We start from the raw sequence: 16126 nt of genomic DNA on the forward strand, positions 1-16126 counted from the left end.
ACCGTAGTATGAAAGTGCGCCATGAAATAACTGACTGGCCCGTTTATTCAGGCGCAGGTTGTCTTGTGAATTAGGGTGCGCGCAGATTTGCCTATATCCTTGGCGTTTAGACTCAACACTTACAGGATCAGATGCGATGAACGCCCAGCTTGAAGAATTAATCAGCAAAATCAGTTCGGGCTGCATGCTTGCTGAAGATGTTCAGCGCATCGCCGATGAAGCGGCGCAGGCGTATGCCGATCCCGAGAAGTTTCTGGCCGCCAATCCTGATATCAACTTTGATGACGAATTCCCGATTCCGCTAGGCGAATGGGTCGTGGCCGGCAGCCTGCCAGAGACGGTACTGTTCATGGCCGACAGCTACGACGCCCTTTTCGAGCAAGTTGTCGAATCCTTTGGCGCCGAGGTCAGCTTCGTCCTCAAGCCCAAGCAACTGGTTAAAGTCGAACCGCTGAAAGCGCTGAACCGCATTCAAGTGCAACTGAGCAGCCTCAGCCCCGACACCAAGGGTTATGTGTTGGTGAATTTCAGCGAGCCGCTGGACTACGCATTGCAAGCAGTACTGGTTTACACCACCGACCTGCCCCGCGTGCTGGAATTGGCGGTAGAGATCGGCATATACGCAGCCCCCGCGTATGAGTCGCTCAAAGCAGAGCTGGAAGCCGAATAAGGCAAACTCACAAATCCGCCGGTCACGGGCCACACCATACCGATGACCACGCCGCTGCGAATCCCCACCGAAACACCCACCGACGGAGGATGGAATCCGCGCAGCGGCTTCCGTCATGGTGGCGTAACGGTATTACGCGGTTAGGTTGTTATTTTGTGGGTTGCACGAAATCCAAAGCCACACCGCGCCAGTCGCAACATCGCAATGACGGAAACCCCGTTGGGGGTTCCATCCTCCGGCATCCAATACGTACCGCATTGATACGAAGCACGCCGGAATCGATTACCGGCCGGTGCGAATACGCCAAACCAAACACCTCACCGGCGGAGGATGGAATCCGCGCAGCGGCTTCCGTCATGGCGGCCTGACGGTATTGCGCGGTTAGGTGGTTGTTTTGCGGGTTGCGTGAGATCCACAGCCTGAGCGCGCCAGTCGCGATATCGCAATGACGGAAACCCCGTTGGGGTTCCATCTTCCGGCATACACCCAATACGTACCGCATCGTTGCGAGGCGCGCCGCAACCGATTACCGCACCGGTGCGAATACGCCCCCCTCCGTGTGTTTGGATCTGTGTTTACAGCTTTCCGGTCAGGGCATTTTCGAATATTTGCCGGTACTGCTTGCTGTTGAAGGTGATCGGGTTGGTGCCGGCGGAGGGATCGACCTCGGCCATTTTTCCGACCTGCTCCATTCGCACATCATCAATGCCGATCTCGGCCAATGTATGGGCGATGCCCAATTGCTCGCGCATTTGCAGCACCCAATCCAAAACACCAGTGTAGGTCGGGCTCGGCAGGCTCAGATAGCGGCCCATCTTGGCCATCTGGCTTTCGATGCGGCTGCGATTGGCATGCAACACATACGGCATCAACACCGCATTCAACAGGCCATGATGGGCGTCGTACAGGGCTCCCAACGGGTGCGCCAGTGCGTGCATTGCGCCGAGGCCGCGTTGGAATGCGGTAGCGCCCATACTCGAGGCCACGAGCATCTGCAAGCGCGCCTCGACATCATTGCCTTGCGCCACCGCGCGCGGTAGGTATTCCTGCACCAGCCGCATGCCTTCGAGGGCAATACCTTCAGCCATCGGGTGAAACAGCGGTGAGCAGAACGCCTCCAGGCTGTGCGACAACGCATCCATGCCGGTTGCAGCGGTAATTTTGGGCGGCAGGCCAACGGTCAGCTCCGGGTCGAGGATGACCAACGCCGGCAACATGCGCGCATGAAAGATAATGCGCTTGATGTGCGCACTGTCGTCGGTGATCACCGAGGCGCGGCCGACTTCCGAGCCCGTACCGGCAGTGGTCGGCACGGCAACCACTGGCGCCATACCCGCCACATTGACCCGGTTGCAGTTATCACCGATGTCCTCGAAGTCCCACAGCGGACGGTTCTGCCCGACCATCAGTGCAATCGCCTTGCCGGCATCCAGCGCCGAGCCGCCACCGAAGGCAATCACGCCATCGTGCCCGCCGGCCTTGAACGCGCGAACGCCTGCCTCCACGTTTTCGCCTGTCGGGTTGCCTTTGATTGCGGAGAACACATCGGCCTTGAGCCCTGCATCGCGGCATTGGGCCAGCGCCTGATCGATCATGGGCAACGCCGCCAAGCCGGGATCGGTGACCAGCAGCGGCGCGCTCATGCCAAGCCCTTTGCAGGCATCGGCCAACTCGGCGATCCGTCCGACTCCCACGCGGATCGATGTCGGGTAATTCCAATTCATACGGTATTGATCAGTATTCATGGCGCCCTCACAACCGGGTCTTGAAGTGGAATGATTTAGGTCGGGTCAGGTGCTCGAAACCGACACTCGACAAGGTGCAGCCATGCCCGGAGTTTTTCACGCCCGTCCAGGCCAATGCCGGATCGAGATAATCACAGCGGTTTAGAAATACGGTGCCCGCCTCGACCTGATCGGCCAGCGCCAATGCAGCATCTTCATCCTGACTAAAAATAGCGGCAGTAAGGCCGAACTCGCTGTCGTTCATCAACCGCAGCGCTTCGGCGTCGTCCGCCACTTTCTGGATGCCCACCACCGGCCCAAATGACTCCTCGCTCATCACGCGCATGCTGTGATCGACCCCGGTTAAAACCTGCGGCGCCAAATACGCGGTGCCCGGCTTGTCGAGCGCAAAGTCAGCCGGATCAATGTGCGCCGTGGCACCCGCCGCTACCGCCTCATTGATTTGCCCACGGACAAACTCAGCCGCCTCAGCACGTACCAATGGGCCGAGTGTCGTTTCCGGATCATCCGAGCGCCCCAGACGGTATTGCTTAACCAATGCCACCGCCTGCTCGACAAAGGCGTCATAAAGCGAGGCGTGCACATAAATCCGTTCAATGCCGCAGCACGACTGCCCCGAGTTGAAGAACGCGCCGTCGATAGTCGTTTCAACGGCATGCGCAAGGTCTGCATCGGCGCGCACATAGGCGGGGTCTTTACCACCCAACTCCAGCCCCGTGCTGATAAACCGGCCCGCAGCGGCCTGCTCGACCATCGCTCCGCCCGGCACCGATCCGGTGAAGGACACATGTTGCACGGCCGGCGCCTTGATCAACTGTTCGGTATCGGCATGGCTCAAATGCAGGTACTGAAAAACCCCGCTCGGCAAGCCCGCCGCATCGAATGCGGCCACCATACGTTCGGCACAGAGCGGCGTTTGCGCCGAATGTTTAAGCAGCACGCTGTTACCCGCGAGCAACGCGGGTAACACGGCATTCACCGCCGTCAGATACGGGTAATTCCAGGGCGCGATTACCAGCGCGACACCGAGCGGCTCGCGGCGGATAAACCGGGTGAAGCCGGGCTTTTCCGGCAGTTGAATATCCGCCAGCGCGCTTTCCGCTATGTCGGCCATGTAGCTTGCACGCTCGACAAACCCGCGCACCTCACCGGCGCCATAGCGGATCGGCCGACCCATCATCCAACACAACTCATTGGCCAGCTCGGCTTCTTGCGCACTGAAAAACTCAACGGCCTTGCGGGCAATGGCAATGCGCTTTGCCAGTGACGTTTTTTTCCATTGGCGCTGCGCCTGTTCGGCGCGCTCCAACGCGGCGCTGATCTGCTCAGCGCTGGCAAGTTCGCGCTCAACGTACACCGAGCCATCAATCGGGGAAATACACTGCAACTTCGCCATACATCACTCCTGATAAATACCGCATACGGCGCCACAACCTTGCTCGGCGCCACGGGTTAACGGCCGCAACAGCGGTCAGCGGCCTCGCTAGATAATCTCGAAGTAGCGATCCAGCTCCCAGTCGCTGACATGGCGGCGATACTCGCGCTCCTCCCATTCGCGGCTGGCGGCAAAGTGCTCAACGAAGGCATCGCCAAACAACTCCCGCGCCGCCGTCGAAGCCTTCAGTCGCTGCGCCGCATCCCACAAGGTTCTGGGCAGAGCCAGTTCGGCAGGATGCTGCTGATCGTAGGCATTGCCGACTACCGGATCGGTGGGTTGCCACTTGTGCATGATCCCGTAGAGCCCGGAAGCGAGCGCCACCGACAACGCCAGATACGGATTGCCGTCCGCCGCGCCAAGGCGGTATTCCTGACGTTGAGATTTGTCGCTGCCGGGAATAACGCGCAATGCGGCTGTGCGATTTTCCACGCCCCAGGTCGCATCAGTTGGTGCCCAGAAGCCGGGAATCATCCGCCGATAGCTGTTCAGCGTGGGCGCAACCATGCACAGGAACTCCGGCATCAGCCGTTGCTGACCGGCCAGAAAATGACGCTGAATCTCGCTCATGCCGTGTTCTTGGTTGGCGTCGTAAAAAGCCGATTTGTCGCTGCTGCTATCGCGCAGCGATACATGGATATGCCCGCTCTGGCCCGGGTATTTGCCCGACCATTTGGCCATGAACGTCGCCATCAGCCCGTTGCGCTGGGCCAGTACTTTCATGAAGGTTTTAAACAGCGCGGCTTTATCCGCCGCCGCTTCGGCGCGATCCACCGCGATTGCCGCCTCAAGTACGCCGGGGCCGGTTTCGGTGTGCAGGCCTTCGATTGGAAAATCCATCAGCTCGGCCATTTCGAGAATCTGGTGATACAACTCGGCATGTACCGAGTTGCGGATCATCGAATAGCCGAACCAGTCCGGAGTGAACGGTTTGAGATTACGAAAGCCTTTCTCGCGCGCCGACTCCGGCGTTTCATCGAACATGAAGAACTCGTACTCAAGCGCAGCAAAGGGCTCAAAACCCATGGCCTGACAGCGCTCGATAACCCGGCGCAATGTGCCGCGCGGGCAAACCGCCTCCGCCTGCTGGTCGAATTCGGCGAGAAACAGCAGCATGCCGTTTTCGAACGGCAGCTCACGGCAACTGGACGGAATAATGCGCACCGGCGCATCGGGATAGCCGGTGTGCCAGCCGGTGTATTGGGCGTTGTCGTAGAGCTGGTCTTTAACATCCCAGCCCAGCACCACATCGCAGAAAGCGAAACCGCTGTGCAATGAGGAGAAGAATTTGGAGCGGCTCATGTACTTGCCGCGCATGACCCCATCGTTATCGAACAACCCAACTTTTACATGGCTCAAACCCCGCTCTTCGATGATCCGTTTGGCATCTTCAAGGGTCTTTACATCCCGCGGATTAAGCATGGCGACCTCTGTTATTTTTGTTGAGGCTTTCCTTAAAAACACCCGCGCTGTTTCTTCCTGAAAGCAGCGCAGGAAATCGGCCGTCGTGGCAAGACGGATTAACGGTAAGGCGAGCCAGCCTTGGCCATCAAAGCGTTGTACTTCTTGAAGATATCCACAACCTTGGCGCAGCGTGGGCTGGTCTTGGCGATTTCATCCCAGAACACTTGCGCCTCATCCTCCACGGTTTTCCACTCGGCAGCCGGAATGGAAGTCAGCTGCAATTTGCTGCCTTCAACCCGCAGTGCCGCCTCTCCACCCCAATACCAGTGCTGGCGGTAGTAGTTGGAGCTGTCCATGCACAGTTTGAACAGGGTTTTCAGGTGCTCGGGCACCTCGTCCCATTTGTCCGAGTTGGCAAAGTAGGAGCCGCACCACGCGCCAGAGATGTTGTTGGTCAGGAAATACTTGGTGACGTTGGCCCAGCCGACGGTGTAATCCTCGGTAATACCGGACCAGGCAATGCCGTCCAATTCGCCGGTCTGGATCGCCACTTCAACGTCTTCCCAAGGCAGCGTCACCGGCACCACACCGAAACGCGAGAGGAACTTGCCAGCGGTTGGGAAGGTGAAAATGCGCTTGCCCTTGAGGTCAGCCAGGCTGTTTACCGGCTCGACCGTGGCAAAGTTGCACGGGTCCCAGGCACCCGCCCCGAGCCAGGTAACGCCTTCCACTTCGCCGTAGGCTTCGGCCCAGATTTCATTGAGCCCGTACTTTTCAAACAGCACCGGCACATCGAGGCTGTAACGCGTGGCAAAGGGGAAGTAGCCGCCAAACACGGCGATATCCACAGGCGCGGCAATCGAGTCGTCATCACTCTGCACCGCGTCGATGGTGCCGCGCTGCATCGCCCGAAACAGCTCGCCGGTTGGCACCAGTTGGTCGGCGAAGTACAACTGGATTTCCATCTGGCCATCGGCGGCTTTGTTGAAAGCGTCAATCGACGGTTTAATCACGTGCTCGGCCAATGCCGGGCCGGCGTAGGTTTGCAGCCGCCAGGTGATTTTCTTCGCCTCGGCGGCATAGATGTGTGCAGAACCCAAAGCGGTCGCGCCCACCGCGCCAGTGGTGACGGCGGCATTTTTAAGAAAACTGCGTCTAGTAGTCATGCGGTGCTCTCCGTAGTGTCAAGGCACATCAGGCCGCTTCAGCCCATGGCTGGCGGCACTTATCCGGGCCTGACTACTGCACAGCCCCGGTTCGATGGCACACCACTACTTAAGGCGCGCCGGATTCATTGATCCGTCTATCTGGCGTAATGCCACTGCGGCAACCAAAGCGCCAGTTGCGGAAAGACCATCACCAACACCAACGCCAGCACCATGATCAAAACAAAGGGTGTGACCGAGACGTAGATGTCGCGCAAGGTGATTTCGGGCGGGGCCATCGCCCGCATCAGAAACAGGTTGTAGCCAAACGGCGGCGTCATGTAGGCGATTTGACAGGTGATGGTGTAGAGCACGCCGTACCACACCAGATCAAAACCCAGTGCGCCCACCAACGGCACGTAAAGCGGTGCGACGATCACCAGCATGGCGGTGTCATCAAGGAACATGCCCATGATGATGAACGACACTTGCATCAGGATAAGCACCTGCCACGGGCTCATTTCCAGACGATCGACGAAGAACGCTTCAATCGCCTTCACCGCGCCCAGTCCATCGAATACCGCGCCGAAGCACAGCGCCGCCAGAATGATCCACATGAACATGCAACTGATGCCCAGCGTTTTGCGCAGGGTCTCTTCCATGACATGCCGATTTATCCGCCCCTTGAACAACGCCGCCAGGGTCGCAGCAGTGGCACCGACCGCCGAGCTTTCGACCAGGCTGGTGATGCCCATCAGAAACAGGCCGGTCATGCTGAAGAAGATAAACAGCGGCACAACCCCGGCCTTGAGCAGACTGAAGCGCTCCGCCCAGGTGATTTGCGCGCGTTCCTCACGGCTCAGCGCCGGCCCCAGCTCCGGCTGCAAACGACAACGAATGGCGATATAGAGGATAAACAACCCGGCCATAAGCAGGCCGGGAAACACCCCGGCAAGCCACAACTGGCCAACCGGTTGCCGCGCGATCATGCCGTACAGCACCAGCACCACGCTGGGCGGAATCAGAATACCCAAGGAACTGCCGGCCTGAATAACCCCGGTGACCATGATTTTGTCGTAGCCGCGCCGCAGCAGTTCGGGCAAAGCGATACTGGCGCCAATCGCCATACCGGCAACACTCAGGCCGTTCATTGCCGAGATCGCCACCATCAGGCCAATCGTGCCAACCGCCAGCCCGCCGGGCAGCGGCCCCATCCAAACGTGAAACATGCGGTAGAGATCTTCGGCAAGACCCGACTCCGACAGCATGTAGCCCATGTACACAAAGAGCGGCAGGGTCAGCAGCGGATACCACTTCATCAATTTCATGGCGGCGCTGAACGCCACCTCTGAGCCGCCATCCCCCCACAACGCCAGCGCGGCCACCACCGCGACGAAGCCAATGGCACCAAAAACGCGCTTACCTGTCAGCAGCAACACCATCATCGAGGAGAACATCAACAGGGCGATAAATTCGTAGCCCATTACAACGTCTCCCCGCGTGCAGCAGCGACGTCCTTGAAGAACGTGGCGATGGCTTGCAGCAGCATGAGTGCAACGCCGATGGTCATGACTATTTTGATTGGCGCCATCGGCGGCGACCACGCGGAATAGCTGGTCTCGCTGTATTGCAGCGCGTAATGGGTCGAAGAAATCGCGCCGTAGAGCAGCATCGCCAGGTAGAAAATCAGCATCAGGATGGTGACGGCATCAACGCTAGCCCGCGTTTTAGGGCTCCAGCGGCTGTAGAGCAGGTCCATGCGTACATGGTCGCCGAGCTGCATCGAATAAGGCCCGCCCAGCAGGAAGTAGGCGACCATCAAAAATTGCGCAGTTTCCAGCGTCCAGGCGGCCGGATCAAAAAAGGTCTTACTGATGGAGGAGTACAGCAAAACCCCGAGCATGACGAAAATCAGGTACATGGCAAATCGCCCGATCAGACGATTAACCCGGTCTACCGTCCTGACAAAACCGCGAATGGCCTTGTTCATGCGATTCCCTGCAATGTTGTTTTTTTGCGTATTGGCTGAGCCTAGCTCAAGATCAGGCAAAGCCAACCCAAGCCAAGCACCCGCCCACAGTCCTCACGCATGGAGCTGCGTCAGGCGAGTGCCATTTGAGGGATTTCAGGCGCGAGCAACCACCTGCATCAGCGCCCGCGCTACAGCGCTGCATGGCGCTTGCAGCCCTGCTCGAAAACGCGGGGCTTGGCTTCTGCCGCGACGGTTAAGACTTTGGTCTAAGCCTCTGCCGCTGCCAGTCGCTCAACATGTTCAGCGAATAGACGCAGCGGATCAGCGCCTTTGCCAACCAAGCCGAAACTCTGGTTAACGATGTCAAAATGATCCAGCGGGTAGTTGTCGCCAATCACCTTGCCCAGATGTGAACTATAACGCCCGACCATGCCATCGCACTGGCCAACTTCGCGGGTGAAGGTTCGGGCAAACAACCGGCACGCCACATTCGGGCCATCGAGCAAATTGCCGCCACGGTTGGTAATACCGGGCTGCAATGTGCCGGACCATGAGTAGTAATAAACCCCGTTAACCACCTCATCGCCCTCACCACCCCAAGTATGTGGCAAGCCCTGTGGATAACGCTGATTGAACAGCGCCACCCCTTCTGTGGTGAGCGAATGCTGCGCGGCTGCGGTGTCAAAGGGCAACTTGGGCCCACGGTAGCCGACCTCAAGCACCGTGGTAAGCCAGACAAATGCTTGCAGCAGAGCACTCACGACTCGCTCGCGCCAAGAGCCTGGCCGGGCATTGCTCTGCAGGAAATCACCCAGTTCGGAGCCATGATTAGGCCCCGCCACTGAGGTTACCGACGCCACCAGATCCGGGCGTTTGGCTGCTGCATAGCGTGCGGTGAGCGCACCTTGGCTATGCCCGAGCAAATGCACCTTGGCAGCACCGGTACTGGCCAACACCGCATCGATTCGCGCCAGCAGTTGCTCGCCGCGTTCCTCGGTCGAATGCACCGGCGAAACCAGCACCGGAATGGCCTTGGCACCGTGGCGAGCGAGCAAACGCACAATGCCGTACCAGTAGTGATAGCCCAGCAGGCTTATGAAACCGAGCAAGCCCGGCACCAAAATCAGCGGATATCGCAGTGATTGCTTCTCGGGCATTTAGGTTCATCCGTGTGTCAGGCCTGCTGATCCTTATCAGCAGTATTTGATGACCTTAGCGCATCCGCCAGAAGTCGTGCGCCAGAGCGCTCGATAAGGTGTATCAGAGCGACCAATGATGACTATCGAAGCAGACAAATTCCTATTTTTCAGCCGCGCTATATCCTGCATCAACATTGTGACGAATTGATCGTAAGGAGACCTGAAATGAAAGCCACTCTGTTCTTCAGCCTGTTGTTTTTGCTGTTCGCAGCCGACGTTTATGCGCGTCCGGTTCTCAAGCCACAACCGCTACTGGGCGAACTCAAAGACAGCCAGCCGGTTGTGCTGCAACAGAACAGCCCGCAAGCCTGAGGCGACACTGAGCTGAAACGGCTTGTGGATAGATTTGCAGCTATCCGCTGCTGTTATTTGCAACCGATTTGCCAGGCATTGCGCCGGGCTCAGTGCGCCACCAGCAACACCCAAAGCGGCAGCGTAAGTGCCGCAAGCACAGTCGACAGCGAGATGGTCGAACTGACATTGCGGGTATCCAGCTGGGTTTTCGCAAAGGCCAGAATATTCACCCCGCTCGGACACGCAGCCATCAACACCAGCACGCTGCGCGCATCATGGCTGAGCCCCGGAACCATAGCCGTCGAGGTATAAACCAGGAGCGGAAACACCAACAACTTGACGCCGCTCAGCATCACCACAGCGGTGGTCGGACGCAATCGGTAGCCGGACAAACTCACGCCCAAGACGATCAACGCGCACGGCAATGCCGCTTGCGCCAGCCACTCGACCATTTGCCACAGAGGTGCGGGCACCGTGAGCCCGGACAGGTTAAGCATCGCCCCCAGCAGCAGGCCGATAATCATTGGGTTCGCTAGGTTCTTCAGCAGTGCCTTGAAGTTCACCTGCTCGACGCTGCCAAACGCTGAGTAAATGCTTTGCAGGGTAAACAGCGTAAGGCTGTGGAAAACCAGAATCGCAAACACATAAACCAGCCCGTCATGGCCCAGCAATGTGGTTACCAACGGGATACCCACCAGCACGTTGTTGGAAAAAGTAGCCGCCAGTCCGGAGGCTGTGGCGTGGCCGGTAATGCGCTGAGCAATCAGGTTGACGCTGCAGAATACGATTAAGGCCGGCACGTAATAGGCCAGCAATAACAGTGGCGACAGACCTTGCGCCAGCGGCGCTTTGGCGATCCCGATAAACAGCAGGGTCGGCATGAACAGCTTGAAGGTAATGCTCGCCAGCCCTGCCGATGACTCCTGACTCAGCCACTGCCGGCGACCCAGCACGTACCCCAGAACTATCAGGCCGAATATCGGCAAAATCGCAAGCACCGCTAGCATTTTCAGAACCGCTCCGCGAACCCTGCCTACACTGCATGAAGCTGCAAAGCGGCTGAAGGTGAGAATAGAGCGCGACACAATACCTGCAGTTTCAACTTCTGCCCACTTTGACGGTCACATGCATATCAACGATACGCGTTCATTGCACGGAGCCCTCATGAACATAAAAGTCCTCGTCGCCGTAGTTTCTCTCAGCACGCTAGTCGGCTGCGCCGGAAGCAAGGTCGAAAACCCGATCGACTATGTCACTTACAGCGCGCAGCCGCTGGTGGATAAAGTTGATCACGACATGACCAGCAAAGAGGTGATGCAAATTGCAGGGCCGCCTTCAAGCACAATTTATCGCAGCGTCGAGCCGGGTACTTGCAACAACTATGTGCTCAGTGAAGACAACCACAAGCAGCCCTACTATGTCAGCTTTAACTCCTCCGACAGGGTTGATGGCAAAGGCTTCATGACCTGCGAGCAGATGGAAAAGAACGCCCGCGCCACACTGTTTGGTGATTAGCCGATAAAACTGGCAGGAGCTGAGCAAAAAACAACCAGCTCCCGCCAGGCCATACGCCCTATGGCTTGTGGACAAGCATCCTGAGGTTATACACAGCTACGTCCACAGTAAAAATGGATAAGTCGTTCCTCAGCCACGCGCAAGCCACTGAAATAGCGGGCTTTTCGCTTGACTTGTGAGTGTTGGCAAAAGTTTGCGATCGCAGCAAAAGAGCTGATCAATTTTTAATCAGATCTTTGAAAAGCCCACCGCACTAGGGCTGTATCAATACATACCAGAGTTACCCACAACTCACTCCACAGATAAGCGGGATAACTACTTGCCAGCAATTTCTCCGATTGCGTTCAAGTGCTTGATAAACCTTGACTTATGACACCCGCCCAGAACTTTTTATCCCTGAAAAACAACTGATCAAAAAACAACCACATCGCGTAAAGCCACGTGGTTATTGGGCTTCAGCAATGCATACCGATGTTACCCACAGCTCGCTCCACAGATAAACGGGATAACTGACAGCGCGACTGTAAGTGCTTGATTGGTTGTAAAAAGCTCGCGCTCCACAGAAAAGAACCCGCTTGTGGATGCAGCGTGATTATTTGATCAAATTTCAATCAATCCCGCTCAGACCCCGTGGTTAAAGGCTTTCAGCGATACATACCGATGTTACCCACAACTCCCTCCACAGATAGTCGGGATAACTGCACAAGTCTGAACCTCCGCCTGCCCGTAACCTCTTGAATAAGCGGCAAAACTTCTTGACTTGCTGATCCTTGCGCGAGCTTTCTACGGACTGATTACAACTGATCATATTTTGAACAGAACTCTGCAAGCCGCTTGGTTATTGGCTTACAGCAATGCATACCGAAGTTACCCACAGTTCAATCCCCAGATAGCAGGGATAACTATTCTGCAGTGCCTCGTAAGCCACTGAATTAATGCAGTTTAATTTCGGGAAAGGCCGAGCGATGCGGGTTGATCCTGTGGCTCACTACCATGCACACGAGCTGTTCGTTTTTTGATCAAACTTCTGTAAGCCTTATGTTTAAAGGCCTACAGCAATACATACCGGTGTTACCCACAGCTAAATCCCCAGATAGTCGGGATAATTTCTCTCGATATCGATTTTGCACGTCAGTAACGCGCTGATTTAGCGGGAAAATTCTTAAAGACAGGATGTCGTAGCGTATTACCAGTGCCGCAGAACAGGCGCTTGTATTGAACTCAGCTGCCGGTAAGCCAGGCAGCACAGTGCCTGCAGCTGAGAAATGAAAAGCTATGCACAACTCACCCACAGACTTTCTGGATAAGTAGTTTGATCCTGTCAACAGGGGCGCCGTGGCGCCACGAGAAAGCGCGAAAAAATCAATCAGCCGCACTCAATACTGGACTGATCAAAAAACAACCACATCCATGTAAGCCACGCCTGCTGTGGCCTGCAGCAATGCATACCGATGTTACCCACAGCACACTCCACAGATAACTGGGATAAGTGAATCTACTGCGTTCTGGCTGAGTGCAATAACTGCCTGAATTAACGGAAAAAAGTCTTTACTTTAGAGCGAACTCGGCAATCTGTGCGGGCCTGAAGACAACTGGTCAAAATTTAAACAACCCTCTGTAAGCCACTCACATCAACGCTTACAGCAATGCATACCGAACTTGTCCACAGCGCTACTCACAATATCCGTTGACAAGTTACTCAACCCGCCAGACGCTTGTGAATATGTGCTTGGATCAGCCCCGCCAAGAACTGATCAAATAATCACCAACTGCGCCAGAACCACGCAGATACGGGGCCTGCGGGTTCTACCACCACGTTATGCACAGGCCACTCCACAGCAATTGTGGGCAACGCCCTATCACGCCCATGCAAACAATCTAAGGGCGGCCGCTCTGTGCATGCCTTAAGGTTATTGCAACTGAACAGGAGAACGATCATGCAACCGACCCACTGGCTACACCAACTCCTCGCTGCCTACGCTTGCGGCGCCTGCGGAAGCGACTGAGCCGCGAACAACAGCACAGTATTCGCATCCAAACATTCGTCTCGGCGTGCCAAAACGACTAACCTGAAGCCAGTAAACTTCAGGAGTAGCCCATGGCTTTGCAGTCTGTATGTGTGTTTTGCGGCGCCAGCACTGGCACTAACCCGCTCTATCGGGAAGCGGCGGAAAATCTCGGGCGCACCCTTGCTGAACGCGGTATCCGTCTTATCTATGGCGGCGGCGCAGTTGGCTTAATGGGCGTTGTGGCAGACGCCGCAATGGTGGCGGGCGGTGAAGTGATCGGCATCATTCCGCAGAGCTTGAAACGCGCAGAGGTTGGCCACAACGGTCTGACCCGCCTTGAAGTAGTCGACGGCATGCACGCGCGCAAGGCGCGGATGGCAGAGCTCAGCGATGGCTTTATTGCACTGCCGGGCGGTCTGGGAACTCTGGAAGAGCTGTTTGAAGTCTGGACCTGGGGCCAGTTGGGCTATCACGCCAAGCCACTGGGTTTGCTCGATGTGAATAACTTTTACTCCAAGCTGGGTAACTTCCTTGATCATCTGGTGGATGAAGGATTTGTCCGGGCCAAACATCGCGCCATGCTCCAACTCTGCGATTCTCCCGATGCCTTACTCGATGCATTTAGCCAATGGCAGCCAATTGAACAGGCTCGCTGGCACGACCGCGAGCCCGATTAACTGTCTTGGCAGGCTCAAAGGTATAAACTGCGCATCTCACCCGCTTGTGGATAAGGAACCCCGCACATGGCCAGCAGCCTACTTGCTCTGATTGATGACATCGCCACACTGCTCGATGACGTGTCGTTGATGACCAAGGTTGCCGCAAAGAAAACCGCCGGTGTTCTGGGCGATGATCTGGCGCTCAACGCACAACAGGTGACCGGCGTACGCGCCGACCGTGAGCTGCCGGTGGTCTGGGCCGTGGCCAAGGGCTCACTGAAAAACAAGATGATTCTGGTGCCTGGGGCAATGCTGATAAGCGCATTCATCCCCTGGGCCATAACTCCGTTGCTGATGGTCGGCGGGGCCTTTTTGTGTTTCGAAGGCTTCGAGAAGTTGGTGCACACCTTTGGCCACAAGAAAGATGCGGATCAGGCCAAACGCCAGGCCCGCCTTGAGGCGTTGGCCAATCCTGCACAAGACATGAAGACCTTCGAGAAGGACAAGGTAAAGGGCGCCGTACGTACCGACTTTATTCTCTCGGCTGAAATTATCGCCATCACCTTAGGCACTGTTGCAGAAGCCACTCTGATTGAGCAGTTCGCCGTACTTTGCGGCATTGCGGTGGTGATTACTGCCGGGGTTTACGGGCTGGTAGCGGCCATCGTCAAGCTCGATGACGCGGGTCTGTATTTGTCTCAGCGCGAAGGTGAAGGCGCGGGGATGGGCCTTGTGCGCAGCTTCGGTAACGGCATTCTGAAAACAGCTCCGTACCTGATGAAGGGCTTATCGATTGTCGGCACCATCGCCATGTTTCTGGTGGGTGGCGGCATTCTTACCCACGGCGTACCGGTTGCCCATCACTTTGTTGAGCATGCTGGCGAGGTTATTTCAGCCTCTAGCGGCGTGGCATTTCTCGGCTCGATAGCGCCGAGCCTCATGCACGGGGTTATCGGTGTGATTGCCGGCGCCATTGTGCTTGCGGCGGTGAAACTGTTCGGCCGGATCAAGCACGTTGTAAGCGCCTGAGCGGATTAGCGGGGCTAAATACCGCGCTTAATTGCGCTTGCCGCATTGGGGCTTTATCGCTGCCTCAGACACAAAAACGCCGGAGCATGCTCCGGCGTTTTTGTGTCTCACCGTTTTAACTGGCGGGCTGCTGCATGATGATGGTTTGCGCCGGCATCGGTGCAGGGAAACCGCCCTCGCCCAACGCGTCTTTGATTACCGCATTGGTGTCGAAATACACCTGCCAGTAGTGGTCAGTATGGCAGTAAGGACGCACAGCCAGCACCGGGCCAACCAGATTAAACTCGAGAATCTCGACATCCACCGGTGGGTTCGCCATCACATTGTCGATGGCGCTGATACGCTCTTTGAGCAGCGCCACTGCCGCTTTGTAGTCCGCGGCGCCAGACAGCTGCGCTTTCAACTCGACGCGGCGATAAGCGTTATGTGAGTAGTTTTGGATATTGTCGGAGAAAATCTTGTTGTTGCCGATCAGGGTCAACACGTTATCCGGGGTATTGATCCCGGTAACGAACAGGCCAATCTCGGTCACAGTACCGGTTACGCCGCCTGCCGAAATGAAGTCACCCACTTTGAATGGCCGCAGCACGATGATGAAACCACCCGCCGCCAGGTTAGCCAGCAAACCCGACCAGGCCATACCGATCGCCAAACCTACTGCGGCAATCAATGCAGCAAGGCTGGTGGTCTGCACACCGAAGTAGCCAAGAATACCGATGACCAGAATGATGTTGAGGGTGACCGAAATGAAGTTACCCACATAGCGCAGAACGGTTGGGTCAACCTTCTGCTGGCCAAGGGCTTTTTGCACCATGCTGATCGCCACACCGATGAGCCAGCGACCGACGACCCAGAACGCAATTGCCGAAAGGATCTTGATCGCAAACGCAGCGCCGTATTGGGTGACCAGGTTGTAGAGCGCGTTGAGTTTTTCCGTACCGATATTGACTATCGTTGTGTCATCCATAGCCTGCTCCGAAATGCGAGGAATAATGCTGGAATAGCATTGCCGTCCTGTTCTCGCTGTCTACCGCAAGCCCGCGCTCTGCG

At 56.6% G+C, this 16126-nt stretch carries 14 protein-coding genes; 5 read left to right on the plus strand and 9 right to left on the minus strand.

Features of this window, described 5'->3' with window-relative positions:
• Window positions 1-136 precede the first annotated feature (136 nt).
• The gene (locus PMYSY11_RS17580) at window positions 137-670 is read left to right on the plus strand and encodes a hypothetical protein (protein ID WP_150547589.1); all 534 of its coding nucleotides are present in this window, start codon (window positions 137-139) and stop codon (window positions 668-670) included.
• 575 nt (window positions 671-1245) lie between these two features.
• Here the strand turns inward: PMYSY11_RS17580 and PMYSY11_RS17585 are convergent.
• From PMYSY11_RS17585 to PMYSY11_RS17615, 7 genes are all read right to left on the minus strand, one after another.
• Window positions 1246-2415: an iron-containing alcohol dehydrogenase gene (locus PMYSY11_RS17585; protein ID WP_150547590.1), complete on the minus strand. Its 1170-nt coding sequence runs from the start codon at window positions 2413-2415 to the stop codon at window positions 1246-1248.
• Between the two features lie 7 nt (window positions 2416-2422).
• Complete coding sequence (locus tag PMYSY11_RS17590; protein WP_150547591.1) at window positions 2423-3811, minus strand: aldehyde dehydrogenase family protein; 1389 nt, start codon at window positions 3809-3811, stop codon at window positions 2423-2425.
• Between the two features lie 87 nt (window positions 3812-3898).
• On the minus strand, window positions 3899-5272 hold the full coding sequence (locus PMYSY11_RS17595; RefSeq protein WP_090515540.1) for a glutamine synthetase family protein: 1374 nt from the start codon (window positions 5270-5272) through the stop codon (window positions 3899-3901).
• A gap of 98 nt (window positions 5273-5370) precedes the next feature.
• A complete protein-coding gene (locus PMYSY11_RS17600) occupies window positions 5371-6420 on the minus strand; it encodes a TRAP transporter substrate-binding protein (RefSeq protein ID WP_069897943.1) in 1050 nt (349 codons plus the stop codon).
• Window positions 6421-6557: 137 nt separating this feature from the next.
• Window positions 6558-7883, minus strand: coding sequence for a TRAP transporter large permease (locus PMYSY11_RS17605; RefSeq protein WP_069897944.1), 1326 nt, complete (start codon window positions 7881-7883; stop codon window positions 6558-6560).
• Window positions 7883-8389, minus strand: coding sequence for a TRAP transporter small permease subunit (locus PMYSY11_RS17610; protein WP_150547592.1), 507 nt, complete (start codon window positions 8387-8389; stop codon window positions 7883-7885). Before PMYSY11_RS17610 ends, PMYSY11_RS17605 begins: the two co-directional genes overlap by 1 nt.
• A gap of 248 nt (window positions 8390-8637) precedes the next feature.
• Complete coding sequence (locus tag PMYSY11_RS17615) at window positions 8638-9528, minus strand: lipase family alpha/beta hydrolase (protein ID WP_150547593.1); 891 nt, start codon at window positions 9526-9528, stop codon at window positions 8638-8640.
• 207 nt (window positions 9529-9735) lie between these two features.
• Between PMYSY11_RS17615 and PMYSY11_RS17620 the strand changes: the two genes are divergently transcribed.
• Window positions 9736-9882 (plus strand): hypothetical protein, encoded by a 147-nt coding sequence (locus PMYSY11_RS17620; protein WP_170827707.1) that lies wholly within the window; start codon window positions 9736-9738, stop codon window positions 9880-9882.
• Between the two features lie 89 nt (window positions 9883-9971).
• Here the strand turns inward: PMYSY11_RS17620 and PMYSY11_RS17625 are convergent, their stop codons facing one another.
• The gene (locus tag PMYSY11_RS17625) at window positions 9972-10871 is read right to left on the minus strand and encodes an AEC family transporter (RefSeq protein ID WP_069897947.1); all 900 of its coding nucleotides are present in this window, start codon (window positions 10869-10871) and stop codon (window positions 9972-9974) included.
• A 157-nt stretch (window positions 10872-11028) separates the two neighbouring features.
• On the opposite strand from PMYSY11_RS17625, the gene osmE reads away from it, so the two are divergent.
• From osmE to PMYSY11_RS17640, 3 genes are all read left to right on the plus strand, one after another.
• Window positions 11029-11379 carry an osmotically-inducible lipoprotein OsmE gene (gene osmE / locus PMYSY11_RS17630; RefSeq protein WP_069898534.1) on the plus strand — a complete coding sequence of 117 codons (351 nt, stop codon included), beginning with the start codon at window positions 11029-11031 and terminating at the stop codon, window positions 11377-11379.
• Between the two features lie 2098 nt (window positions 11380-13477).
• Window positions 13478-14065 (plus strand): LOG family protein, encoded by a 588-nt coding sequence (locus PMYSY11_RS17635; RefSeq protein ID WP_090515548.1) that lies wholly within the window; start codon window positions 13478-13480, stop codon window positions 14063-14065.
• A 66-nt stretch (window positions 14066-14131) separates the two neighbouring features.
• Complete coding sequence (locus PMYSY11_RS17640; protein WP_150547594.1) at window positions 14132-15076, plus strand: DUF808 domain-containing protein; 945 nt, start codon at window positions 14132-14134, stop codon at window positions 15074-15076.
• Window positions 15077-15191: 115 nt separating this feature from the next.
• On the opposite strand, the gene PMYSY11_RS17645 is transcribed toward PMYSY11_RS17640, so the two are convergent.
• A complete protein-coding gene (locus PMYSY11_RS17645; protein WP_150547595.1) occupies window positions 15192-16043 on the minus strand; it encodes a mechanosensitive ion channel family protein in 852 nt (283 codons plus the stop codon).
• Window positions 16044-16126: the final 83 nt, after the last annotated feature.

Origin of the sequence: Pseudomonas marincola (assembly GCF_900682675.2) — a bacterium.
Taxonomy (GTDB): Bacteria; Pseudomonadota; Gammaproteobacteria; order Pseudomonadales; family Pseudomonadaceae; genus Aquipseudomonas; species Aquipseudomonas marincola.

Bases quoted from the DNA above. Each gene is read 5' to 3' on its own strand.
- PMYSY11_RS17640 (WP_150547594.1), top strand. From the start codon at position 14,132: ATGGCCAGCAGCCTACTTGCTCTGATTGATGACATCGCCACACTGCTC.
- PMYSY11_RS17610 (WP_150547592.1), bottom strand. From the start codon at position 8,389: ATGAACAAGGCCATTCGCGGTTTTGTCAGGACGGTAGACCGGGTTAAT.
- PMYSY11_RS17580 (WP_150547589.1), top strand. From the start codon at position 137: ATGAACGCCCAGCTTGAAGAATTAATCAGCAAAATCAGTTCGGGCTGC.
- PMYSY11_RS17645 (WP_150547595.1), bottom strand. From the start codon at position 16,043: ATGGATGACACAACGATAGTCAATATCGGTACGGAAAAACTCAACGCG.
- PMYSY11_RS17595 (WP_090515540.1), bottom strand. From the start codon at position 5,272: ATGCTTAATCCGCGGGATGTAAAGACCCTTGAAGATGCCAAACGGATC.
- PMYSY11_RS17625 (WP_069897947.1), bottom strand. From the start codon at position 10,871: ATGCTAGCGGTGCTTGCGATTTTGCCGATATTCGGCCTGATAGTTCTG.
- PMYSY11_RS17615 (WP_150547593.1), bottom strand. From the start codon at position 9,528: ATGCCCGAGAAGCAATCACTGCGATATCCGCTGATTTTGGTGCCGGGC.
- PMYSY11_RS17600 (WP_069897943.1), bottom strand. From the start codon at position 6,420: ATGACTACTAGACGCAGTTTTCTTAAAAATGCCGCCGTCACCACTGGC.
- PMYSY11_RS17635 (WP_090515548.1), top strand. From the start codon at position 13,478: ATGGCTTTGCAGTCTGTATGTGTGTTTTGCGGCGCCAGCACTGGCACT.
- PMYSY11_RS17585 (WP_150547590.1), bottom strand. From the start codon at position 2,415: ATGAATACTGATCAATACCGTATGAATTGGAATTACCCGACATCGATC.
- PMYSY11_RS17620 (WP_170827707.1), top strand. From the start codon at position 9,736: ATGAAAGCCACTCTGTTCTTCAGCCTGTTGTTTTTGCTGTTCGCAGCC.
- PMYSY11_RS17590 (WP_150547591.1), bottom strand. From the start codon at position 3,811: ATGGCGAAGTTGCAGTGTATTTCCCCGATTGATGGCTCGGTGTACGTT.
- PMYSY11_RS17605 (WP_069897944.1), bottom strand. From the start codon at position 7,883: ATGGGCTACGAATTTATCGCCCTGTTGATGTTCTCCTCGATGATGGTG.
- osmE (WP_069898534.1), top strand. From the start codon at position 11,029: ATGAACATAAAAGTCCTCGTCGCCGTAGTTTCTCTCAGCACGCTAGTC.